The following is a 21,867-nucleotide window of genomic DNA, read 5'->3' as shown; positions in this document are numbered from 1 at the left end:
CCTGAAGGCCGGTGCGCAGGTGGAAGCAACACATCCAACGCATCGGAGGACACCATGGCGTATCAGCTCGAAGGGCGCTTGCTCGAGGTCTGCACCTGCAAGGCCATCTGCCCCTGCTGGGTCGGCGAAGACCCGGACCTGGGCCATTGCAAGGGCCTGATGGCCTGGCATTTCGACAAGGGCACGGTCAACGGCGTGGACGTATCGGGGCGCACGCTGGCGGCCATGGCCTACATCCCGGGCAACGTGCTGCAGGGCAACTGGAGTGCGGCGATCTACGTGGACGAAAAGTCCTCGCCGCAGCAGGAGCAGGCCATGCTGGACGTCTTCACCGGCAAGCTGGGCGGGCCGGTGGCCGACATGGCCAAGCTGATCGGCACCGTGGTCTCGGTCGAGCGCGTGCCGATCGACTTCGACGTGCAGGGCGGCAAGGGCACGCTCAAGGTCGGCGAGGTCAGCTTTGCCGAGATGGAGTCGTTCAGCGGCGCCACCGGTGCCACCACCACGTTGAATGACACCGTCTTTTCCACGGTACCGGGCGCACCGGCCTTCGTGGGCAAGGCCACGCGCTACCGCGCCAAGAACGACAAGCTCAACATCGACGTCGACATCAAGGGCTACAACTCGATTCAGAGCGTGTTCAAGTTCGTCGCCTGACCGGGCACCCGCCGGAGACTGCCCATGCCTGCCGGCTCGCCGGAGCGTAGCGCCCCCGCCGCGGGCGGGGCGCAGGTGCGCGACCGGCTGTTCATCTGGCTGCTCGGCGGCTTGGTGGCGCTGGCCTGGAGCGCGCTGTGGCTGTGGAGCACCAGCCCCTGGGAGCGCTACCTCGCACATGACCGCTGGAGCGAGCTGGGCGTGCTGGCCCAGTGGTGCCGCAGCCTGCCGCAGGGCGATTGGCTGTTGCCGGCGGCGCTGCACGCGGCGGCCTGGCTGCTGATGGTGGCGGCCATGATGCTGCCCACCATCTACCCGCTGCTGCGCATGTTCGGCCGCATGACGGCGGATCGGGCCGATGCCTCGGCCTTGCTGGCGCGCGTGGTGCTGGGCTACCTGCTGGCCTGGTTCGGCTTCGGCCTGGCGGCGCATGGCGTGGACAGCCTGCTGCACCGGCTGGCCGAGGCCAGCAACTGGATGTTCAGGCATGGCTGGACCATCGGTCCGCTGGTGCTGGGCGCGGCGGGCCTGTTCCAGTTCAGCGCGCTCAAGTACCGCTGCCTGGACCGCTGCCGCTCGCCCTTCGGCTTCATCACCCAGCACTGGCGCGGCCGGGCGCCGGGGCGCGAGGCCCTGCGCCTGGGCGCCATGCACGGCCTGTTCTGCGTGGGCTGCTGCTGGGCGCTGATGCTGCTGATGTTCGTGGTCGGCTCCGGCAATCCGGGCTGGATGCTGGCCATAGGCGCGGCCATGGCGGCCGAGAAGAACCTGCCCTGGGGCCGGCGCCTGAGCGCGCCGCTGGGCGCGCTGCTGCTGGTGGGCGCGCTGGCCGAGGCGGCGCGCCATCTGAGCGGCACCGGCCCGTGAGGCGGTTCCCACCGACCGTGCCGCCGGCGCCTCATTGCCGGGCGATGCCCACAGCCTTGGCCAGCTTGCGGTAGCCGGCGGTTTCGCTGGCGTAGAAACTTGCAGCCTCGGCCAGCGACATGGGCGCGGCAGCGATCTGGCTTTGTGCGGCCAGCGAGGCCCGCACCTGGGGATCACCGAGTGCGGCGTGCAGGGCTTGCTGCAGCGTGCGCATCACGGGCTCGGGCGTGCCGCGCTTGACCAGGTAGCCGCTCCAGATGCCGAAGTGAAAGCCCTTGAGCAGCCGACCTTCGTTGACCGTGGGCAGGTGCTTGAGCGTTTCGGCGCGGCTCGCACCGATCTGGCCCAGCACCTTGACCCGATCTTGTGCGGCCAGGCCGTCGATCGCGGCAAAGTGCGGCAGGATGGCGAAGTCCAGGTTGCCGCCGGCCATGTCCTGCAGCAGGGGCGCCACCCCCTTGTAGGGCACATGCGTGAAGCCGGCGCCCACCACCTGGCCCAGGTGTTCGCTCAGCACATGGTAAAGCGAGCCTATGCCCACGCTGCCATAGGCCAACGGCCGCTGCTTCTGCGCCCAGCGCGCCAGGGAGATGAGCTCGTCCATGCCGCCGGCTGGCAGCCCCTTGCGTGCCACGACCACCATGGGCGCGTGGCTGATCAACTGCAGCAACTGGAAGTCCTCGGTGTCGAACTTGACCGCCGCATTTGCCAGCGGCGACAGGATCAGCTCGTTCGGCGAACCCTGGTACAGGAACCGGCCACTGGCCGGAGCCGCCAGCACCTTTTGCGCCCCCAGCGCGCCGCTGACGCCGCCCAGGTTGTCCACCAGCACCGGCGTGCCCAGGGTCTTGCCCAGCGGGGTGTTGAAGATGCGCGCGATGACGTCCGAGGGGCCGCCCGCCGGATAGGGCACCATGAGCGAGATCGGCCCCGAGGGAAAGGATGGCGCGCTGGCCAGGGCGGTGCGCAGGGCTCCGCCCGCGCCCAAGGCGCAGGCGCCTAGGGCCTGGATCAGCTGGCGGCGCGGGAGGGAAGTCGGCAGGTGGTGCATGGCAGGAACTCCTGAAGGTGGTTGAGACAACACCTGCAGGGCATGCCAGAAACATGCCAATCAGTACATTTATGCATTATTTTTATATAAATGATGCATTACGATTATGTATTACGCAAGCTCAGTCGCGCAGGTGCTGAGCCACGAACTGGCGGAACAAAGTCATCACCGGCGCCTCGGTGCGGCCGGCCAGCGTGACATAGCCGAAGCGGGCGCTGGCCTTGAACGCCGGCAGCACCTTGAGCTCGGCCAGCTCGCCCGCCGCGATGCCCTGGCGCGCCGCCGCGGCCACGCCCAGGAACACCGCGTCGGTGGCGCGCACGGTGTCGATCAGGCTGCCCACGTCCTCGCACTGCAGGGTGGTCAGCTGCTGGGGGTTGGCGCGTGGCCCGAAGTGGTCGACCAGTTGCCGCGTCACCTCGTCGGACAGCGGCGTCGAGGCGATCGGAAAGCTCAGCAGGTCCTCGAAGTCGACGCGCGGCCGGCGCAGCAACGGGTGGCCGCTGCGGCAGATGAAGCCGGCGCGCAGTTCCACCACGTCCTCGATCGCGAGGTCCGGCGCGGGCACGATGCGGCGCAGGTCGATCACCAGCGCGTCGAGCTCGCGCGCGCGCAGTTGCAGCAGCTGCAGCTCGGTGGCGCCGCGCGTGATGCTGACCTTGACCGCCGGATGGTGCTGGCCCATGAACTGCAGGAAGGGTGTCATCAGCAGCCCGCCCGGCCCCGAGCCCAGGCCCACGCGTATGCTGCCCACCCCGCCATGCTGCAGCAGCTCCACGCTGCGCCGCAGCTCGGCCGCGTCCAGCACGATGCGCCGCGCACGCGCCACCACGGTCTGGCCCAGCGGCGTGAGCTCGTTGCGCTTGCCTATGCGGTCCAGCAGCCGGCCGCCCAGCTCCTCCTCCAGCGTCTGGATGCTGCGGCTGAGCGCGGGCTGGGTCAGGTGCATCTGCTCGGCCGCGCGGCTGAACGAGCCGGTCTCGGCCAGCGCCAGCAAATGCTCCAGGTGCTTGAGGTTCATCGCCGTCCCCACCCTGGCGTCAGTCCACCAGCAACTGCAGCGCCAGTTGGTTCAGGCGGCTGCCTGGCGTCACCAGGGACTGCATCACGCTGAAGTGGTCGAGGCCCGGCAAGGTCTCGCAGACGGGCACGGCGCGCGCGCCCCAGGCCTCGCGGATCAGCGCGCATTGGCGCAGGAACTCGGCGCTTTCGTCGCCACCGGCCACGCTGTAGAGCCGGCCCTGGCGCGGCGCCGGCAGCTTGGCCGGGCTGGCCTTGGCCACCTGGGCCGGCGTGAGATGCAGCGAGGCCTGCAGGAAGGGCGTGCGCCGGATCGGCGCCAGATCGTGCAGGCCCGAGATCGACAGCGCCCGGCGCACCAGGGCCGCGGGCAGGTCCGGCGCCCAGGACTTCCAGACACAGGCCAGCAGCATGGCCGCCAGATGCCCGCCGGCCGAGTGGCCGACCACGCAGATGCGGTGCGGGTCGCCGCCGTGCTCGGCAACATGGCGCCAGGTCCAGGCCAGGGCCTTGACCATCTGCAGCGTGATCTGCGGCACGGTGACGGCCGGGCACAGCGCGTAGTTGGGAATCACCACGCAAGCGCCCTGCTGGGTGAACTCGGGCGCGACGAAGGAGTGGTCGGCCTTGTCCAGGCTGCGCCAGTAGCCGCCATGGATGAAGACCAGCACCGGCGCGTCGGCGCGCGCCGCTGGAAACAGGTCCAGCGTTTCGTTCGGCCCCTCGCCATAGGCCAGGTCGAGGCGGCAGGGCAGCGTGCGGCGCGCCGCTTCGGATTCGCGCGCCCAGCGCGCCAGATGCTCGGCGTGGTCGGGCACCAGGGCGCGGTTGTTGTACATGCGGTCGTGCCAGGCGGCGTCTTGCAGGGGCATGGTTTGTCGTCCTCCGTGGTGGCTGGTGAGCCCGCATCTTGTCACAAGGCGTTTCGGGTCCATCCGGCCTTCAGCAAACGTTCAGCCTGGGCGAATGCGCTGGCTATGATTTGCAGCAGAAGCGGGTGCCGGTCCTGGCAGCCCTGCCCTTGTGAACCCCTACCAGGCCGAGCCCGCCCCAGGCGCGCGCCGGCAGCCCCTTCAGGAGAGAGAAATGAACATTGCAGTACTGGGCATAGGCTTCATGGGCCAGCCCATGGCACGCCGGCTGTGCGAGGCCGGCCATGCCGTGCACGCCTGGAACCGCACGCGCGAGAAGGCCGAGCGCCTGGCCCGCTACGGCGCCCAGGTGCATGACACGGCGCGCGAGGCCGCCGCGGCGGCCGAGCTCGTGATCTGCATGCTGGAGAACGGCGCCATCGTCGGCGGGGTGCTGTTCGACCCCGAGACCGGCGCCGCCGCCGCCATGCGCCCCGGCACCCTGGTGGTCGACATGTCCTCGATCAAGCCGCGCGAGGCGCGCGACCATGCGGCCCGGCTCAGCGAGCGCGGCATCGCGCACCTGGACGCGCCGGTGTCGGGCGGCACCGTGGGCGCCGAGGCCGGTACCCTGGCCATCATGGCGGGCGGCAAGGCGGCGGACTTCGAGCGCGCCCGCCCGGCCTTCGAGGCCCTGGGACGCCCCACCCATGTGGGACCGCACGGCGCGGGCCAGCTCGCCAAGCTGGCCAACCAGATGATCGTCGGCATCACGATAGGCGCCGTGGCCGAGGCCCTGCTGATGTGCGAGAAGGGCGGCGCCGACATGGCCAAGGTGCGCGAGGCCATCGCGGGCGGCTTTGCCGACAGCCGCGTGCTGCAGGTGCACGGCCAGCGCATGGTGGACCGCGACTTCGCGCCGCGCGCGCGCATGTCGGTTCAGCTCAAGGACATGCGCAACGCGCTCGACACGGCCGAGGAGATCGGCTTCGAGGCCCCGATCACCGCGCTGTTCGAGAAGCTCTACGCCGAAGGCATAGAGCATGGCCTGACCGACCTGGACCACGCCGGCCTGTTCGTCGAGCTCGCCAGCCGCAACGGCATGCGCTAGGGGTTTTTCAGGCTGCTACAATGCGGCTTCTTGTGGGGGGGTAGCTCAGCTGGGAGAGCGCCGCGTTCGCAATGCGGAGGTCGGGAGTTCGATCCTCCTCCTCTCCACCACAAACATCGAAGGCCGACTGCTCGCAGTCGGCCTTTTTGCTTGGCGACCTCGCCGCTTGCGCTCACTACTTCGACACTGTGACGCTCGAAATTTCGTTGCTGCTCGGTTCATAAGCAAGAGCGCCAGTGAGATTGCTCACGGTGAAGGTCACACTTCCGCGCCTGGGTACGGTGCCGCTGCTCACGCTGCACTGGCCTTTGGAATTGGTCGTACACGACGAATTGCCGCTGTAGTTGCCGCTCCACACACCACTGACCCCGGCGTTCGGGACAGCGCTATGGCTCGTGTCGTGCACCGAGATCGTGACGGTTGCGGTCCAGCCAGTCTTGCCGACAGTTCGGACTGTGGTGGTCAGGCTTCCCACGTGCATCGTTGAAGGATTGCCTGCAACACCCGCGACCGGCCCCGTCGACAGCTCGACAAAGAAGCTGCCGCCCTTGCCCAGGTTCACGCTGTCCTCGGAGGGGTTGACGTAGATGGTGTAGGTGCCCGCCGCGGTGGGCATGGCGTGCAGGGTTTCCTGGCGGCCGATGCCGCCGCATTCGGTGTCGGCTGCGCAGAGGCTGTCGGCCAGGGTCACGCCCCTGGGGTCCACCAGCCTGGCGTCGAGGTCGGGGTCCCACTGGGCAGCCAGGCATGAGCCCAGGAAGGGCAGGATGCACACTGCTTTGCCGTCTATCGTGATCGTGGCGCCGATCGGGACCTGGAGCTCCAACTCGCCCAGCGTGAACGGATAGGACCAGAGGCCGTGGTTCGGCACGTTGCCGGACAGGCGCCGGTAGCTCGGAAAGGCCGTCGACGCCGCGGCAGCGCCCTTGGCGCTGGCCACGAAGGCGTGGACATCGACCAGCCCGGCGCCCCAGTCGTTGTCCTTGCCCGCTGGGCCGCGGTCCTGTGCCGTGGACTCGAGGGCCAGCCGCACGGCATCAGGCGACAGCCCGGGGCTCGCCTGCAAGGCCAGGGCAACGGCGCCGGCCACGAAGGGCGTGGCCATCGAGGTGCCGCTGTAGGTGATGTAACCGTTGACCGTGCCGACCCGCGCCGCCGTGATGCTCAGGCCCGGGGCGCAGACATCGGGCTTGATGCGGTTGTCCACCGTCGGCCCGCGGCTGGAGAACGGCGTCAGGTACACCCCGTCCGAGTGGTTGGGCGCACCCGCCGGGGCCGACCACTCGGCACAGGCGCCGACCGTGATGGCCTTGGCCGCCGCACCAGGCGAGCCCACCGTGCCCTGATCGTCGCCCGAGTTGCCTGCCGCCACCACGACCACCTTGCCCTTGTCCACGGCCGCATTGGCGGCCTGGCTCAGCGCGTCCTTGCCGTCCGAGGGCGTGCCGGTGCCCAGGCTCATCGAGATGATGCGCACGGCAGGCTGGTTCGCACACCACTCGATGCCGGCGATCACGTCGCTCTCGGGGCCCGAACCCGACTGGTCCAGCACCTTGGCGGCGTAGATCGTTGCGTCGGGTGCCACGCCCCGGTAAGTCGCAGCACCGTTCCCGCCCGTGCCGTCGCCGAACGCGATCGACGCGACATGGGTGCCATGGCCATGGTCGTCGTATGCCGCCGCCAGCCCCTTGACCGCGTCGAAGAACGGGTCCGCCACATGGCCCATCTGCTCGTGGTTCGGGTCGACACCGGTATCGACGATGCAGCCCGCCACGCCGGCGCCGCTCACCCCGTAGCTGCTGCGTGCCGCATCCGTGCCGAAGTCGGCGCGGGCAGCGTCGAGCTGGGTCGAGACGCGGAAATCCTCCTCGATGCGCAACACCCCGGCCTGCAGGGCCAGCGCCCGGATCTGGGCCCCGGTCATGGTCGCGGCAAAGCCGGGGATGAGGCTGAACTCGCGGTGCAGCGTGAAGAAGCCCACGGCCCGGCGCGCGGCGTCGGCCTTGCCCGGCCCTCTGTCCTTGTAGGTGACGACGACGCGGAACTGCTCGCCCGGGCGGGCGGCCGCGATGGCGGCCTGCAGGCCGTCCGACACCCGGTCGCCGTCCCGATCCATCAGGTAGGCGGGCCGGGCCGCCTGGCTGCCGGGCGCGGGGCGGGACGATTCGGGCAGCGGCGCTGCCGCCGTGGCGCAGGCGATGAGCGCCAGACCCATGATCGCGGCAAGATTGCGCATTTGGAAACCCCCTCTTCTGTCCGGGCTGAACTGTTTGACGTTAGTCCCGAGTACCGCCGAATTCAAGAACAGGACCACTTCGCCCCCTGTCCGCGCGACGACAGGCCATCGACCGCGGGGCATGAAGCACTGGCTGGAGTTCGCGCTGGCGCGCGAGGAGGCGCTGGGCATCTGCGCGGCCACGCGCGCGGAGCTGCCGGGCCGCCTGCTCTGGGAGGACTAGAGCGCCTGCCTGCCCGGCGCGACGCGCTGCTGGCCGAGATAGCGCGCGGGTGCTGCGTCAGCAGTCGCGGCCGCCTCAACCCACGCAGCGTCATGCGCAAGATGAGCAACTTCAATGTTCGCCATCGTGGCGCTTTACTCGATCAGGGACATCAGCCGGTGCCCGTGCTTCGTACCTGAACAGTATTTCAGTATTTGGCCCAGGCCTCAGCGCCGGTCCACCATGGCATGGGCGATGGTGCCCAGGTCCACGTACTCGAGTTCGCTGCCCGCCGGCACGCCGCGCGCCAGCCGCGTGACCCTGAGGCCGCGCGCCTTCAGCGCCTCGCCGATCACATGCGCCGTGGCCTCGCCCTCGGCCGTGAAGTTGGTGGCCAGGATCACCTCCTCGACCACGCCGTCGGTGGCGCGCTCGAACAGCCGCTGCAGGCCGATCTCGCGCGGGCCTATGCCGTCCAGCGGGCTGAGCTTGCCCATCAGCACGAAATACAGGCCGCGGAAGGCCGCCGTGCGCTCCACGGCCGACTGGTCGGCCGGCGTTTCCACCACGCAGAGCTTGCTGCGGTCACGCCGCGGATCGCGGCAGGTGTCGCAGACTTCGGCCTCGGTGAAGGTGTGGCACAGGGTGCAGTGGCGGACGCCGTCCACCGCTGCCTGCAGCGCGCGCGACAGCGCGAGCGCCCCCTCGCGGTCGTGCTGCAGCAGGTGAAAGGCCATGCGCGAGGCCGACTTCACGCCGACGCCGGGCAGGCGCCGCAGCGCCTGCACCAGCGCGTCGAGCGAGTGGGTGTCGGACACGAATCAGAAAGATCAGAAAGGGAATTTCATCCCGCCGGGCAGGCCTGGCATGCCGGCCGTGAGCTTGCCCATCTTCTCCTGCGAGGTTTCCTCGGCCTTGCGCACGGCGGCGTTGAAGGCCGCGGCCACCAGGTCCTCCAGCATGTCCTTGTCGTCGGCCAGCAGGCTGGGGTCGATGGTGACGCGCTTGACGTCGTGCTTGCAGGTCATCAGCACCTTGACCAGACCGGCGCCGGACTCGCCCTCGACCTCGATCAGGGCCAGCTCTTCCTGGGCTTTCTTGAGGTTGTCCTGCATGGCCTGGGCCTGCTTCATCAGGCCGGCGAGTTGTCCTTTGTTGAACATGGTGTTTCCTTTGGAATCTTGAACGGGAGGTGAGAACTTGTTCTTAGAGCGGCTTGATGCTGCCAGGCACGATTTTCGCGCCAAAGTCGCGCAGCATGGCCTGCACGAAGGGGTCGCCGTGGATCAGCGCCTCGGCCTGCCGCTGGCGTTCGGCGGCGGCGGCCGCGTTGCGGCGCGCCGGGCTGTCGTGCACCGGCCCGATCTCGACCGCCAGCCGCACGGCGTGGCCCGCGCCCGTGAGCGCCCCCTGCAGCCGCTCGCGCGCCGTGGCCTGGTTCAGCGACTCGCGCTCGACGCGCAGCAGCCAATGGTCCGCGTCGCGCGCCACCAGCTGCGATTGCAGCGCGAGTTCGCGCACCAGCGCCGCGATGGCCTCCTGCGCGATCAGCTGCTGCACCAACTCATGCCAGAAGTCGCCTTCATCGGTGGGCACCAGGCTGCCACCGGCGGGCGTCCCACCGACGGTCTCGCGGCGCGCCTCGGTGCGGGCGCTGGGCTCGCCCTGGTCGCGCACCGGCATGGCCACCCAGCCGGCAGCGGGAACCAGTGCCCGGGGATGCTGTGGCGGCCGATCCTCGGCCGCCACCGGGGCTTGCTCCACGGCCTGCACTGACGCAGCCGCAGGCAGCAGCACTGCCGGCGCCTGCTCCAGGTCGCGCACCGGCACGGCAGCTTGCGAGGCAGCGGGCGCCGGCTCGGGCGCGACGGGCGCAGCCTCGGGGACAGCCGCCGGTGCCTCAGGCGCCGGTTTCAGAGTTTTTTTTTCCGCCACGCTGCCCGGAAAGACGCCGGGCTTGAAGGCCAGCAGGCGCAGCAGCACCATGGTCAGCGCCGCGTATTCGTCGGGCGCCAGGCCCAGCTCGCCACGGCCGTGCAGGCACAGGCTGTAGAGCAGCTGGGTCTCGTCGGCCGGCATGAGCGCGGCCAGGCGCGCGGTCTCCACCGCTTCGGGGTCCTGCTCGCCCACCGCCATGCCGGGCACGGCCTGGCACACCGCCATGCGCTGCAGCACCATGGCCATGTCCTCCAGCGTCGCGGCAGCACTCAGGCCGTTCAGGCGCAGCGTCTCGGAGGTCTCGACCACGGACTTGCCATCGCCGCGCGCCAGCGCATCGATCAGACGAAGCACATGGCCGCGGTCGGCGCTGCCCAGCATCTGGCGCACGGCGGCCTCCTGCAGCTGCCCGCCGCCGAAGGCGATCGCCTGGTCGGTCAGCGACAGGGCATCGCGCATGGAGCCGCGCGCCGCGCGCGCCAGCAGGCGCAGCGCCCCCGCCTCGGCCGGCACGCTCTCGGTGGCCAGCACGCGCGTCAGGTGCTCCAGCACGGTTTCGGGCGCCATCGGCCGCAGGTTGAACTGCAGGCAGCGTGAGAGCACGGTCACCGGCACTTTCTGCGGGTCGGTGGTCGCGAGCACGAACTTGAGGTACTCGGGCGGCTCCTCCAGCGTCTTGAGCATGGCGTTGAACGCCGTGTTCGTGAGCATATGCACTTCGTCGATCATGAAGACCTTGAAGCGCCCCTGCACCGGCTTGTAGACCGCCTGCTCGAGCAGGCCCTGGACCTCGTCCACGCCGCGGTTGGAGGCGGCGTCGAGCTCGGTGTAGTCGACGAAGCGGCCGGCGTCGATGTCGCCGCAAGCCTGGCAGACCCCGCAGGGCGTGGCCGTGATGCCGCCCTGCCCGTCGGGCCCCTGGCAGTTCAGCGACTTGGCCAGGATGCGCGACACCGTGGTCTTGCCGACGCCGCGCGTGCCGGTGAACAGGTAGGCATGGTGCAGCCGCTGCTGCGTCAAGGCGTTCGTGAGCGCCTGCACCACATGCTCCTGCCCCACCATCTCGGTGAAATTCCGGGGGCGGTACTTGCGGGCGAGCACGAGGTAGGACATCCGGCCGATTCTAAGGGGCTGCGCCGACGGGATTGCGCATCGCCTACAATGGCGGCTGACGGGCCTTCCCGCATGGTGAAGCGGCCAACCGGGTCAGGTGGGGAACCAAGCAGCCCTAACTGTGGAGTCAGTGCCGGGGTCAAGGCTCGTCAACCTCATTCCTAGGACATGGCCCGCTCAAGAGAGACGGCGCCATGGGCCATTTCCACAAGCCCTCATCCTCGGGCAGCGATCCCCGGACGAAAGACTTGGCCCCGGCCAAGGTTACGCGTTCGCCAAATCCGGCAGCCCTTCCAACGCCTTGATCGCCCGCAAATTATTGCGGCACGGCCATTGACGTTCGCACAGGCATCGTCTATCAATCGAGCTTGCTGCTCTGTACAGGCGCGCGCCATCAGACACAGCCGAAGCCATCACCGAAGTTTCATCCGCGATCAAGTTTTTGCGCGCCGAAAACGTAAAATTTACAAATTTGGTAATTTCAATAGAGGAAACCCTATGAAGCGCACCGTCAACAACCTCGACCGTCTTTACCAAAAGATGCTGGCCCGCTATGGCTCGGACGACGCCACGGTGATACAGCTCAGACAGGAACTCGACCTCTGCCAGCGCCAGTTGGCGTCCGACGAAGGACTGGACCTGCCGCAGATGCCGATCGCGTCGCCGCAACCGGCTCTTCACCAAGGCGCCGGCATGACCTACGCGTGAGCCAGCCGCGCCGAGTTAACCACTGCACAAAAGATCAGCAGTCTAAAGAACTTCCATTAAAAACAATAACTTAACGCCTGCATTCACGGATGGGACACGGATTGTCCACAGCATTGTCCCCGCCGTCCTTGGACAACTTCAAGGCAGCTGCCCGGCCCACCAGGCCTCAGCCATAGCGTTCCAGCAGCCGATAGCGTCCTGGCAGGTCGGGCATGGACGCCACCAGCGCATAGCCCTGCACCGGCCAGTCGATGCGCTGCGACCCGGCCGGGAGCAGGGCCCGGCCGGCGCGGCGCGCCAGCGTGACATGGGGCCTGAGGGCACGCTGCTCGGTCGGCAGTCCGAGCCTCTGCAGTGCCTGACCCAGCGCCTGATGCAGCTCCAGCAGCCCGGCAGGCAGCTGCTCGGCCTGCAGCACCGCGATGCCGCGTGGCCACAGCGCAGGGCGGTCCAGGCCCAGGCTGAACGGCTGCAAGGCCACGGCCAGGCCGGCCCGCAGCTGCGGCAGTCGCGCCACCGGGACTGAGCCGAGGAAATGCAGGGTCAGGTGCAGGCTATGGGGTCGCACCAGCGCCGCGCCCGCAGGCCAGACCCAGGCCTCGCGGCTGCGCACCAGGGCCTGGCGCACCTGCGTGTCGGGCCACAGCGCCAGAAACAATCGTACCGAAGCCGAAGTGTGGGGAACAGCCTCGCTCATGGCCCCATCTTCGCACGCAGACACCGGTTTCCCGCGGGCACCAGAGCCCGCTAAACTGGGGACCAATCGCTTCAGCCCTCCCCCCATCGAAGGAGTCCAGTCATGGATACCAGCAAGCACGATCTGAGCGGCCTGTTTCGCCAGTTGGGCCTGGCCGGCGAGCCTCGCGCCATCGACGAGTTCCTCGCCAGCCACCGCCTGGAAGGGGGTACCGCACTGGCCGAGGCGCCGTTCTGGAACGCCGCCCAGGCGGCCTTTCTGGGCGAGGCCATCGCCGACGATTCCGACTGGGCCGAGGCCGCCGACGAGCTCGCCATGTTGCTGAGTCAGCAGCGCTGATCGGGCAGCGGCGACAGCACCTCAGTCCAGCACCAGCAGCATCGGCTGGTGGTCCGAGGCGTCGCTGGCGGTGTCCACCCGCAGCTCGCGCACGCGATCGGCCAGGTCGCAGCTGACGAGGACGAAGTCGAAGGTGAACGGCGCGCCCGGCCACTGCCGCTTGTCGTAGAGCCCCACGGTCGGCGCATGCGCCTGCCCGGGATGAACCAGCTCCCAGGCGTCGCGGTAGGCGGGCGTGGCGTCGTCGAACGGCGCCAGCAGCCGCGTCCGGTCTTGCGATTCCGGCAGGCAGTTGAAGTCGCCGGCCAGCACCGAGGCGGCCGCGCGCGGCACGAAGGCAAAGGCCCCTTCGCGGAGCTCACCGGGCCGCTGGCAGCCCGCCTGCGCCACGGCCTCGCGGTGCAGTTCGCGCAGGCGCTCGACCTGGGCCGCACGCTGGTTCGGCGAGTAGTACTCCAGATGGGTCGTGGTCACGCGCACCGCCCCACCCGGCGTGTCCAGCGTAGCCTCCAGCGCGATGCGCTGCATGCTGGGCACGCCCGCATCGGCCGGCCAGGGCAGCAGGTGGCGAAACACCTGCAGCACCGGGTAGCGCGAGAGGATCATGTTGCCGAAGGCGCGCCGGCCGCCGCCGGGATGTGGCGTGTCGGTCGCCACGCCGTCGAACGCGGTGTAGCCGGGCAGCCGGTCGGCCAGGCCACGGAACTGGTTGCTGCCGTCGCAGCCCGGCAACTCGGGGTAGGCAGAAGACACCTCCTGCAGGCACAGCACGTCGGCATCGGCCAGCCGCAGGGCATGGTCCACAATGCGGTCCAGGTCCACCCGGCCGTCGGCCCCGCGCCCCCATTGGATGTTCCAGGTCAGCAGCTTCATCGGGCATCCCTCGCTTGTCGCACCCTGAGCCAAGCATAGGCCAGGACCGCCGCGACGTCATCCCGCGCGCTGGCGCAGGCCGCGTCAGCGCAGGCGCTGCAGCACGCCCCGGCCCGCCCGCACGCCGCTGGCGAAACAGGCGGTCAGCAGGTAGCCGCCGGTCGGCGCCTCCCAGTCCAGCATCTCGCCGGCACAGAACACGCCTGGCAGGGCCTTGAGCATGAGTTGCTCGTCAAGGGCCTCGAAGGGCACACCGCCGGCACTGCTGATGGCCTCGTCGATGGGACGCGGGGCCCGCAGGCGCACCGGCAGCCCCTTGATCGCGGCCGCCAGCGCCTCGGGCTGGGCCAGGGCCTCCTTGGGCAGCAGTTCGTGCAGGATGGCCATCTTGATGCCATCGAGGCCGAGCCGGCTCTTGAGGTGGCTGGACAGGCTGCGCGCGCCGCGCGGGTGGCGCAGCTCGGCCAGCACCTGCTCGGGGCTGCGGTCCGGCAGCAGGTCGAGCTCGAAACCTGCGCTGCCACCCGACTCGATCGCGTCGCGCAGCGCGGCCGAGCAGGCATAGACCAGGCTGCCTTCGACCCCGGTCGCGGTGGCGACGAACTCGCCCTTGCGCTGCCAGGCCTGCCCCTGGGCATCGCGACGGCGTATCGCGACCGACTTGAACGGCTGACCGGCGAAGCGCTCGCGGAAATGCGCGGTCCAGCCCTCGCCCTCGCGCCCTGCCACGTCGAAGCCGCAGTTGGACGGCTTGAGCGGCGCCAGCGGCACGCCGCGCGCGGCCAGCCAGCTCTGCCAGGCGCCGTCCGAGCCCAGGCGCGACCAGCTGCCGCCGCCCAGGGCAAGCACGGTGGCACGCGCCTGCACGGCAACAGGGCCCTGCGGGGCATCGAAGCGCAGCGCGCCGGCCTCGTTCCAGCCGGTGCAGCGATGGCGCATGTGGAACTGCACGCCGGGCCCGCCGGCGACCGGATGGCGCAGGCGCTGCAGCCAGGCGCGCAGCAGCGGCGCGGCCTTCATGTCTGCGGGGAACACGCGGCCCGAGCTGCCGACGAAGGTCTCTATGCCCAAGCCCTTGGCCCAGTCGCGCAGTTCGCCCGCGCCGAAGTCCTGCAGCAGCGGCGCGATCGCGGCACGCCGCGCGCCATAGCGCCCGGCGAAGGCCTCGGCGCCTTCCGAATGACTGAGGTTCATGCCGCCCTTGCCGGCCAGCAGGAACTTGCGGCCGACCGAGGGCATGGCGTCGAACAGGTGCACGGACACGCCCGCCGCGCTGAGTTGCTCGGCTGCCATCAGGCCGGCCGGACCACCGCCGACCACGGCCACCTCGCAGCTCGGAACATCGGTTGGCACAGCGGCCGGAACATGGCTTTTCGCTATGACTGTCATAGCGTCCGCCGCCCCGGGCGCGACAGGCGAAGGGACTTGGTTTCTGTCACAATGCCGCAACTTTAGCTGCATCTCATACGTCACGAGGAACACGCCATGGCCAGCGACCTGATCAAACACATTACCGATGCCACTTTCGAAGCCGACGTGCTCAAGGCCGACAAGCCTGTCGTGGTGGATTTCTGGGCCGAATGGTGCGGCCCCTGCAAGATGATCGCCCCCATCCTCGACGAGGTGGCGACCGGTTACGACGGCAAGCTGCAGATCGCCAAGATGAACGTCGACGAGAACCGCGACATCCCCGCGCGCTTCGGCATCCGCGGCATCCCCACGCTGATGCTGTTCAAGAACGGCCAGCTGGCCGCGACCAAGGTCGGCGCCATGAGCAAGGCCCAGCTGACCGCCTTCATCGACCAGCAACTCGCCTGAGTCGCCTGCTTTGTCCGGGCGCCCAGCCCAGCGCGCCCGGACCCTTCGTTTTTCCTGTCATAATGTGCGCAGTTCGCTGATTCGCTGGTCGAATCGGCTCGAGTTCACGGTATAGAACTTCGAGGCCGGGCAGTCCGCCCGCTCCTCCCCAACCTCCCCTGAAGAATCACAACAGCCTGGACCAAGGGCTGCACAAGCGCAGGTAGTCCCATGCATTTAAATGAACTCAAGGCACTGCATGTGTCGGAAGTCCTCAAGCAGGCCGAAGCCCTGGAGATCGAGAACACCGGCCGCATGCGCAAGCAGGAGCTGATGTTCGCCATCATCAAGAAGCGCGCACGTGCCGGCGAGCAGGTGTTCGCCGACGGCGTGCTCGAGATCCTGCCCGACGGCTTCGGCTTCCTGCGCAGCCCGGACACCAGCTACACCGCCAGCACCGACGACATCTACATCAGCCCCAGCCAGGTGCGCCGCTTCAACCTGCACACCGGCGACATGATCGAGGGCGAGGTGCGCACCCCCAAGGACGGCGAGCGCTACTTCGCGCTGACCAAGCTCGACAAGGTCAACGGCGGCGCGCCGGAGGACAACAAGCACAAGATCATGTTCGAGAACCTGACGCCGCTGTTCCCCAAGGAACAGATGCGCCTGGAACGCGACATCAAGAGCGAAGAGAACATCACCAGCCGCGTGATCGACATCATCGCCCCGATCGGCCGGGGCCAGCGCGCGCTGATCGTGGCCCAGCCCAAGTCGGGCAAGACCGTGATGATGCAGCACATCGCGCACGCCATCACCGCCAACTACCCCGAAGTCCACCTGATGGTGCTGCTGGTCGACGAGCGCCCCGAGGAAGTGACCGAGATGCAGCGCACCGTCAAGGGCGAGGTGATCGCCTCGACCTTCGACGAGCCGGCGGCGCGCCACGTGCATGTGGCCGAGATGGTGATCGAGCGCGCCAAGCGCCTGGTCGAGCTCAAGAAGGACGTGGTGATCCTGCTGGACTCGATCACGCGCCTGGCCCGCGCCTACAACAACGTCGTGCCCTCCTCGGGCAAGGTGCTGACCGGCGGCGTCGACGCCAACGCCCTGCAGCGCCCCAAGCGCTTCTTCGGCGCGGCGCGCAACGTCGAGGAAGGCGGCTCGCTGACCATCATCGCCACCGCGCTGGTCGACACCGGCAGCCGCATGGACGAGGTGATCTTCGAGGAGTTCAAGGGTACCGGCAACTGCGAGATCCACCTCGAGCGCCGCCTCTACGAGAAGCGCGTGTTCCCGGCCATCAACCTCAATCGCAGCGGCACGCGCCGCGAAGAGCTGCTGCTGGCTCCCGAGGTGCTGCAGAAGACCCGCATCCTGCGCCAGTTCATGTACAACATGGACGAGATCGAGGCCATGGAAATGGTGCTCAAGAGCATGAAGGCGACCAAGAGCAACGTCGAGTTCTTCGACATGATGCGCCGCGGCGGCTGAAGCACAGGGCCGGCCGCGCCTTGGATGGGCGCCGAGGGCCCTGTGGCATAATCAGCGGTTTCGCGAAAAGTACGCTGGATGGGCCGGCGCGGCTATCGCACCTGACTGCACCTGACTCAAGGAAAAATCATGAAAGACGGCATTCACCCGAACTACCGCGACGTCTGCTTCGTGGACCTGTCCAACGGCTTCAAGTTCGTGACCCGCTCCTGCGCCAACACCAAGGAAATGATCAAGATGGACGACGGCCGCGAGCTGCCGCTGTTCAAGCTGGACACCTCGAGCGAATCCCACCCCTTCTACACCGGCACCCAGAAGTCGGTGGACAACATGGGCGGCCGCGTCGAGAAGTTCCGCAACCGCTTCGGCAAGACCGCTGTCGCCAAGTAAGTCGACGCGGACCTTCCGCCAGGGCAGCCCGGGTGACCGCGCTGCCCTTTTGTTTTAGACCGCCACCCCGTTCTCGCCCGACCCCGTGAACCAGCCCAGCCCCGCCATCGTGGCCCAGCACGCCGTGCGCCGACTGCCGCGCCTGGCCCTGCTGCTGTTCTGCCTGGCCTATGTGCTGCCCGGCTTCATCGGCCGCGAGCCCTGGAAGAAAGCCGACATCGCGGCCTTCGGCTACATGGTCGAGCTGACGCGCATGGGCGGCAGCGATGTCTCGGCCTGGCTGCGCCCGACGCTGATGGGCCAGCCCCCCGAGGTGGACGCCCTGCTGCCCTACTGGATCGGCGCCTGGGCCATGCAGGTCGCGCCCGGCTGGATCGCCCCCGACTTCGCGGCCCGCCTGCCTTTCGTGCTGATGCTGGTGCTGACGCTGGCGGCCGCCTGGTGGGGCGTCTACCACCTGGCGCGCAACCCGGGGGCCCAGCCGGTGGCCTTCGCCTTCGGCGGCGAGGCCAGGCCCACCGACTACGCGCGCGCCATGGCCGACGGCGGCCTGCTGGCGTTGATCGCCTGCCTGGGCCTGGCCCAGCTCTCGCACGAAACCACGCCCGCGCTGAGCCAGCTGTGCTTCACCGCGCTGCTGTTCTACGCGCTCGCCGCCCTGCCCCACCGCGCCCTGCTGCCGCTGCTCGCGGGCCTGGCCGGACTGCTCGGCCTGGCCCTGTCGGGCGCGCCGGCCATGGCCCTGGTGTTCGGCGCCGGCGGCGCGCTGCTGTGCGGGCTGGAGCGCCCAGGCGCCGATGCGCCGGCTCAGCCCCGGGCCTGGCGCCTGTTGGCGTTCGCGCTCGCGCTGGCACTGACTGGCGCGCTGGCCTGGGGCCTGGACCTGTGGCGCTGGCGCCTGGCGCTGCCTCAGGCCGGCGAGACCGACTGGCGCAGCACCGGCCGACTCCTGCTGTGGTTCACCTGGCCGGCCTGGCCGCTGGCCCTGTGGACGCTGTGGCGCTGGCGCCGCCAGCTCGGCGAGCTGCGCAGCCACCGTCACCTGGCCCTGCCCTTGTGGTTCGCTGTGGTCGCGGTCGGCACCACGCTGCTGACCGACGCCAGCGACCGCTCGCTGCTGCTGGCGCTGCCGGCCCTGGCCACCCTGGCCGCCTTCGCCCTGCCGACCCTGGAGCGCAGCGTCGCGGCGCTGATCGACTGGTTCACGCTGCTGTTCTTCAGCGGCGGCGCGCTGATCATCTGGGTGGTCTGGATCGCCATGCAGACCGGCTGGCCGCGCCAGCCCGCGGCCAACGTGGCCAAGCTGGCGCCCGGCTTCCAGTCCCAGTTCTCGGCAACCGCCCTGGGCTTTGCACTGGCCGCGACCCTGGCCTGGTGCTGGCTCGTGAGCTGGCGCGCCGGGCGCCACCGCACCGCGATCTGGAAAAGCCTGGTGCTGCCGGCCGGCGGCGCCGCCCTGTGCTGGCTGCTGCTGATGACGCTGTGGCTGCCGCTGCTGGACTATGCGCGCAGCTACGCGCCGCTGGTGCGCAACGTGAGCCGCGTGACCGGCCAGGCCGGCTGCGCGCAAACCCTGGGCCTGAGCCGGGCCCAGCTGGCGGCCTTCGAGTTCCATGCCGGCCTCAAGCTCGAGGCGGCCGGCAGCCGCCAGGCCCGCTGCCCCTGGCTGCTGGTCGACGCCGACGCCCGCTCCAGACTGCGCAGCGTCGTCGACCCGGACCAGTGGCAGCTGCGCGCCACGGTGCGCCGCCCCACCGACAAGAACGAGGACATCCTGGTGTACCGCCGCATCGCGGCGCGCTGACCGGCCATGTCCGAGCTCAGGACGATTGCCCGCCACGCCGGGACGGTGCTGGTGGGCCAGCTGGCCGTGATGGCCTTCGGCGTGACCGACACCATCGTGGCCGGCCGCTACTCGGAGCAGGCGCTGGCCGCGCTGTCGGTCGGCTCGGCCATCTACATCAGCGTCTACGTGGCCCTGATGGGCGTGGTGCAGGCCCTGCTGCCGGCCTGGGCCGAGCTGCACGGCAGCGGTCGCCAGGCCGCGCTGGGGCGCTCGGTGCGCCAGGCCCTTTACCTGTGCGTCATCACCATCGCGGTCGGCATGGCGGCCCTGCTGTTCCCCGGTCCCCTGCTGCGCTGGACCCGCGTGCCCGAGGCGCTGCAGGCCGAGGTGCGGCAGTACCTGGCGGTGCTGGCCCTGGCCCTGGCGCCCTCGCTGCTGTTTCGCCTCTACAGCACGCTGAACCAGGCCCTGGGCAAGCCACAGCTGGTGACCTGGCTGCAGATAGCCTCGCTGGGGCTCAAACTGCCGCTGTCGGTCTGGCTGGCCTTCGGCGGCTGGGGCCTGGCGCCGCGCGGCGCCGTGGGCTGTGCCCTGGCCACGCTGCTGGTCAACTGCGCCATGCTGGGCCTGGCGCTGTGGCTGCTGCGCAGCCAGGACTTCTACCGCCCCTACCGCCTCTGGCAGCGCCTGGAGCGGCCGGACTGGGCGCAGATCCGCGCCTTCGCCCGCCTGGGGCTGCCCGGCGGACTGGCGATCATGGTCGAGGTGACCTCGTTCACCCTGATGGCGCTGTTCATCGCACGGCTGGGCACCGTGGCCTCGGCCAGCCACCAGATCGCAGCCAACCTCGGGGCCCTGCTCTACATGACGCCGCTGTCGCTGGCCATTGCCAGCAGTGCGCGCGTGAGCTACTGGCTGGGAGCGGGCCAGCCCCGGCGTGCGCGCCGCGCGGCCGGCACCGGCCTGCGCGCAGCCGGCGCCCTGGCCCTGCTGGCGGCCGGCACGCTGTGGCTGCTGCGCGAGGGGATCGCGGCCCTGTACACGAACCAGCCGGCCGTGGCGGCGGCGGCCTCGGCCCTGCTGGCCTGGGTGGCGCTCTACCACCTGGCCGACGCGCTGCAGGCGGTCTGCGTCTTCATCCTGCGCTGCTACAACGTGACCGTGGCGCCCCTGCTGGTCTACAGCCTGCTGCTGTGGGGGCTGGGCCTGGCCGGCGGCTATGCCCTGGCCTACCAGGGCCTGGGCCCCTGGGCGGCGGCGCAGGCCTCGCCGCGCGCGTTCTGGCTGGCGAGCACGGTCGCGCTGGCGCTGGTGGCGCTGATCTTCTCGGCCATGGTCTGGCGCGAGCTCAGCCTGCCCCGGCGGAAGCGACCATGAGCTCCGGCGCCTCGACGCGCACGCGGTTGGCCGGAAACAGCAGCGTAAAGCGCGAGCCCTTGCCCAGCTGGCTTTCGATGCGCAGCTCGCCGCCGTGGCGCTGCGCCACATGCTTGGCGATGGCCAGCCCCAGGCCGGTGCCGCCGGACTCGCGCGAGCGGCTGCGGTCCACGCGGTAGAAGCGCTCGCTCAGGCGCCCCAGGTGCTCGGGCGCGATGCCGGGGCCGGTGTCGGTCACGGAGAACTCGAGGCGGCCGTCCGGCAGCAGGCGCCAGGCCACGTCGATGTGGCCGCCGGCCGGCGTGTAGCGCACCGCGTTGTTGATCAGGTTGGACACGGCGCTGCGCAACTCGTGCGCCGAGCCCGCCAGGGACAGCTGGCGCGGCGCGTCGAAGCTCAGGACCTGCGCAGGCGCCTGGGGCGCCAGCAGCACGGCGGAGAGCCCACGCGCCTCCTCCTCGCACTGGGCGGTCAGCGGCGCCACGGGCAACCACTCGGCGGCGCCGGGCGGCGGACTGCCCTCCAGCCGCGAGAGCATCAGCAGGTCGTTGACCAGGTTCTGCATGCGGGCGGCCTGGGCCGCCATCAGCTGCAGGTAGCGCTCGCGTTCGGGCTCGTCCAGCGGCAGGGTCTGCAGGGTTTCGACGAAGCCGCTGAGCACCGTGAGCGGGGTGCGGATCTCGTGCGAGACGTTGGCGACGAAGTCGCGCCGCATGGCCTCGGCCTGGGCCAGCGCGGTCACGTCGCGCGTGAGCAGCAGCTTGCGGCCGTCGCCATAGGGATGCAGTTGCACCGAGAGCTTGACCGGCCTTGCCGCGCTGTGCGCGCGGCCCTGGATCGTGACATCGTGCTGGTAATCCCTGCCAGCGTAGTAGGCCGCGAAGGCCGGCTCGCGCACCAGGTTGCCGATGTGCTGCAGCAGGTCGCGCTGAGCGTCGAAGCCCAGGTGCTCGGCCGCAATCTGGTTGCACCACTCGATACGGCCCTCGGCGTCGAGCAGCACCACGCCATTGGGCGAGGCCTGGATGGCGGCCAGGAATTCCTGCAGCCGGTGCTGGCTTTCCTTGACCCGCTGGTCATGACCGCGCAGCAGACGCCGCATGCGGTCGGCCGCCTCGCCCCACAGGCCCCGCATCTCGGGCGCGGCGGCCATGTCGGCCTGGCGCAGCCAGGCGATCAGGCGCAGGCCGCGCGTGAGGTCCAGCGCGAACCAGACCAGGCCTCCCCCGGCCGCACCCGCCAGGGCACCTGGCCAGCCGGCCAGCCAGCCACCCAGCGCGCCGGCGGCGAGCTGCAGCAGAGCGAACACCAGGAAGCGGGTCAGCATGGCGCGGCGGTGGCCCGAGCGAAGGCCTGGCGT

General features: G+C 69.7%; 21 protein-coding genes, 1 tRNA gene and 1 other RNA gene. 12 read left to right on the top strand and 11 right to left on the bottom strand.

Annotation, left to right across the window (positions count from 1 at the left end):
- The first annotated feature begins 54 nt into the window (after positions 1-54).
- Positions 55-657, top strand: coding sequence for a DUF1326 domain-containing protein (locus FFS10_RS05230; protein WP_137892261.1), 603 nt, complete (start codon positions 55-57; stop codon positions 655-657).
- A gap of 24 nt (positions 658-681) precedes the next feature.
- A complete protein-coding gene (locus FFS10_RS05225) occupies positions 682-1,524 on the top strand; it encodes a DUF2182 domain-containing protein (RefSeq protein ID WP_137892259.1) in 843 nt (280 codons plus the stop codon).
- Between the two features lie 31 nt (positions 1,525-1,555).
- On the opposite strand, the gene FFS10_RS05220 is transcribed toward FFS10_RS05225, so the two are convergent.
- The 3 genes from FFS10_RS05220 to FFS10_RS05210 all read right to left on the bottom strand — a co-directional run bounded on the left by FFS10_RS05220 (position 1,556) and on the right by FFS10_RS05210 (position 4,467).
- Positions 1,556-2,575, bottom strand: coding sequence for a tripartite tricarboxylate transporter substrate binding protein (locus tag FFS10_RS05220; RefSeq protein WP_137892256.1), 1,020 nt, complete (start codon positions 2,573-2,575; stop codon positions 1,556-1,558).
- Between the two features lie 121 nt (positions 2,576-2,696).
- The gene (locus FFS10_RS05215; protein ID WP_137892254.1) at positions 2,697-3,596 is read right to left on the bottom strand and encodes a LysR family transcriptional regulator; all 900 of its coding nucleotides are present in this window, start codon (positions 3,594-3,596) and stop codon (positions 2,697-2,699) included.
- Between the two features lie 19 nt (positions 3,597-3,615).
- The gene (locus FFS10_RS05210) at positions 3,616-4,467 is read right to left on the bottom strand and encodes an alpha/beta hydrolase (protein ID WP_137892251.1); all 852 of its coding nucleotides are present in this window, start codon (positions 4,465-4,467) and stop codon (positions 3,616-3,618) included.
- 214 nt (positions 4,468-4,681) lie between these two features.
- On the opposite strand from FFS10_RS05210, the gene FFS10_RS05205 reads away from it, so the two are divergent.
- Together FFS10_RS05205 and FFS10_RS05200 are read left to right on the top strand one after the other, a co-directional pair.
- The gene (locus tag FFS10_RS05205; protein ID WP_137892248.1) at positions 4,682-5,557 is read left to right on the top strand and encodes an NAD(P)-dependent oxidoreductase; all 876 of its coding nucleotides are present in this window, start codon (positions 4,682-4,684) and stop codon (positions 5,555-5,557) included.
- Between the two features lie 34 nt (positions 5,558-5,591).
- Positions 5,592-5,667, top strand: a tRNA-Ala gene (locus tag FFS10_RS05200).
- A 65-nt stretch (positions 5,668-5,732) separates the two neighbouring features.
- Here the strand turns inward: FFS10_RS05200 and FFS10_RS05195 are convergent.
- From FFS10_RS05195 to dnaX, 4 genes are all read right to left on the bottom strand, one after another.
- Positions 5,733-7,793 (bottom strand): S8 family serine peptidase, encoded by a 2,061-nt coding sequence (locus FFS10_RS05195; RefSeq protein WP_137892246.1) that lies wholly within the window; start codon positions 7,791-7,793, stop codon positions 5,733-5,735.
- A 429-nt stretch (positions 7,794-8,222) separates the two neighbouring features.
- Positions 8,223-8,813 carry a recombination mediator RecR gene (gene recR, locus FFS10_RS05185; protein ID WP_137892242.1) on the bottom strand — a complete coding sequence of 197 codons (591 nt, stop codon included), beginning with the start codon at positions 8,811-8,813 and terminating at the stop codon, positions 8,223-8,225.
- A gap of 12 nt (positions 8,814-8,825) precedes the next feature.
- Positions 8,826-9,158, bottom strand: coding sequence for a YbaB/EbfC family nucleoid-associated protein (locus FFS10_RS05180; protein WP_137892240.1), 333 nt, complete (start codon positions 9,156-9,158; stop codon positions 8,826-8,828).
- 43 nt (positions 9,159-9,201) lie between these two features.
- Positions 9,202-11,046 (bottom strand): DNA polymerase III subunit gamma/tau, encoded by a 1,845-nt coding sequence (gene dnaX / locus FFS10_RS05175; RefSeq protein WP_137892238.1) that lies wholly within the window; start codon positions 11,044-11,046, stop codon positions 9,202-9,204.
- Between the two features lie 57 nt (positions 11,047-11,103).
- Here dnaX and ffs point away from each other — a divergent pair.
- Positions 11,104-11,200, top strand: an RNA gene (gene ffs / locus FFS10_RS05170) — signal recognition particle sRNA small type.
- 344 nt (positions 11,201-11,544) lie between these two features.
- Entirely contained in the window at positions 11,545-11,754 is a 210-nt protein-coding gene (locus FFS10_RS05165) for a hypothetical protein (RefSeq protein ID WP_137892236.1), read from the top strand.
- A gap of 166 nt (positions 11,755-11,920) precedes the next feature.
- Here FFS10_RS05165 and thpR read toward each other — a convergent pair whose 3' ends face one another.
- Entirely contained in the window at positions 11,921-12,451 is a 531-nt protein-coding gene (gene thpR / locus FFS10_RS05160) for an RNA 2',3'-cyclic phosphodiesterase (RefSeq protein WP_137892233.1), read from the bottom strand.
- A gap of 102 nt (positions 12,452-12,553) precedes the next feature.
- Here thpR and FFS10_RS05155 point away from each other — a divergent pair, with 102 nt between their 5' ends.
- On the top strand, positions 12,554-12,790 hold the full coding sequence (locus tag FFS10_RS05155) for a DUF2789 domain-containing protein (RefSeq protein ID WP_137892231.1): 237 nt from the start codon (positions 12,554-12,556) through the stop codon (positions 12,788-12,790).
- Positions 12,791-12,811: 21 nt separating this feature from the next.
- Here FFS10_RS05155 and FFS10_RS05150 read toward each other — a convergent pair whose 3' ends face one another.
- Together FFS10_RS05150 and FFS10_RS05145 are read right to left on the bottom strand one after the other, a co-directional pair.
- Positions 12,812-13,663 (bottom strand): endonuclease/exonuclease/phosphatase family protein, encoded by an 852-nt coding sequence (locus tag FFS10_RS05150; protein ID WP_137892229.1) that lies wholly within the window; start codon positions 13,661-13,663, stop codon positions 12,812-12,814.
- Positions 13,664-13,747: 84 nt separating this feature from the next.
- Complete coding sequence (locus FFS10_RS05145; protein ID WP_137892227.1) at positions 13,748-15,052, bottom strand: TIGR03862 family flavoprotein; 1,305 nt, start codon at positions 15,050-15,052, stop codon at positions 13,748-13,750.
- A gap of 96 nt (positions 15,053-15,148) precedes the next feature.
- On the opposite strand from FFS10_RS05145, the gene trxA reads away from it, so the two are divergent.
- The 5 genes from trxA (at position 15,149) to FFS10_RS05120 (ending at position 20,507) form a co-directional block, all read left to right on the top strand.
- The gene (trxA, locus tag FFS10_RS05140) at positions 15,149-15,481 is read left to right on the top strand and encodes a thioredoxin TrxA (RefSeq protein WP_137892225.1); all 333 of its coding nucleotides are present in this window, start codon (positions 15,149-15,151) and stop codon (positions 15,479-15,481) included.
- 210 nt (positions 15,482-15,691) lie between these two features.
- Entirely contained in the window at positions 15,692-16,954 is a 1,263-nt protein-coding gene (gene rho / locus FFS10_RS05135) for a transcription termination factor Rho (RefSeq protein WP_137892222.1), read from the top strand.
- Between the two features lie 129 nt (positions 16,955-17,083).
- A complete protein-coding gene (locus FFS10_RS05130) occupies positions 17,084-17,344 on the top strand; it encodes a type B 50S ribosomal protein L31 (protein WP_137892219.1) in 261 nt (86 codons plus the stop codon).
- 85 nt (positions 17,345-17,429) lie between these two features.
- Positions 17,430-19,148, top strand: coding sequence for a hypothetical protein (locus FFS10_RS05125; RefSeq protein ID WP_137892217.1), 1,719 nt, complete (start codon positions 17,430-17,432; stop codon positions 19,146-19,148).
- A 6-nt stretch (positions 19,149-19,154) separates the two neighbouring features.
- A complete protein-coding gene (locus tag FFS10_RS05120) occupies positions 19,155-20,507 on the top strand; it encodes an MATE family efflux transporter (protein ID WP_137892215.1) in 1,353 nt (450 codons plus the stop codon).
- On the opposite strand, the gene phoR is transcribed toward FFS10_RS05120, so the two are convergent.
- On the bottom strand, positions 20,479-21,834 hold the full coding sequence (phoR, locus tag FFS10_RS05115) for a phosphate regulon sensor histidine kinase PhoR (protein ID WP_137892213.1): 1,356 nt from the start codon (positions 21,832-21,834) through the stop codon (positions 20,479-20,481). The genes FFS10_RS05120 and phoR overlap by 29 nt on opposite strands.
- Positions 21,835-21,867: the final 33 nt, after the last annotated feature.

This window comes from Ramlibacter sp. 2FC (assembly GCF_005503345.1).
Taxonomy (GTDB): domain Bacteria; phylum Pseudomonadota; class Gammaproteobacteria; order Burkholderiales; family Burkholderiaceae_C; genus SCMQ01.
Note: the sequence above shows the minus strand (reverse complement) of the source record. Positions and strands in the feature narration are given on the sequence as shown.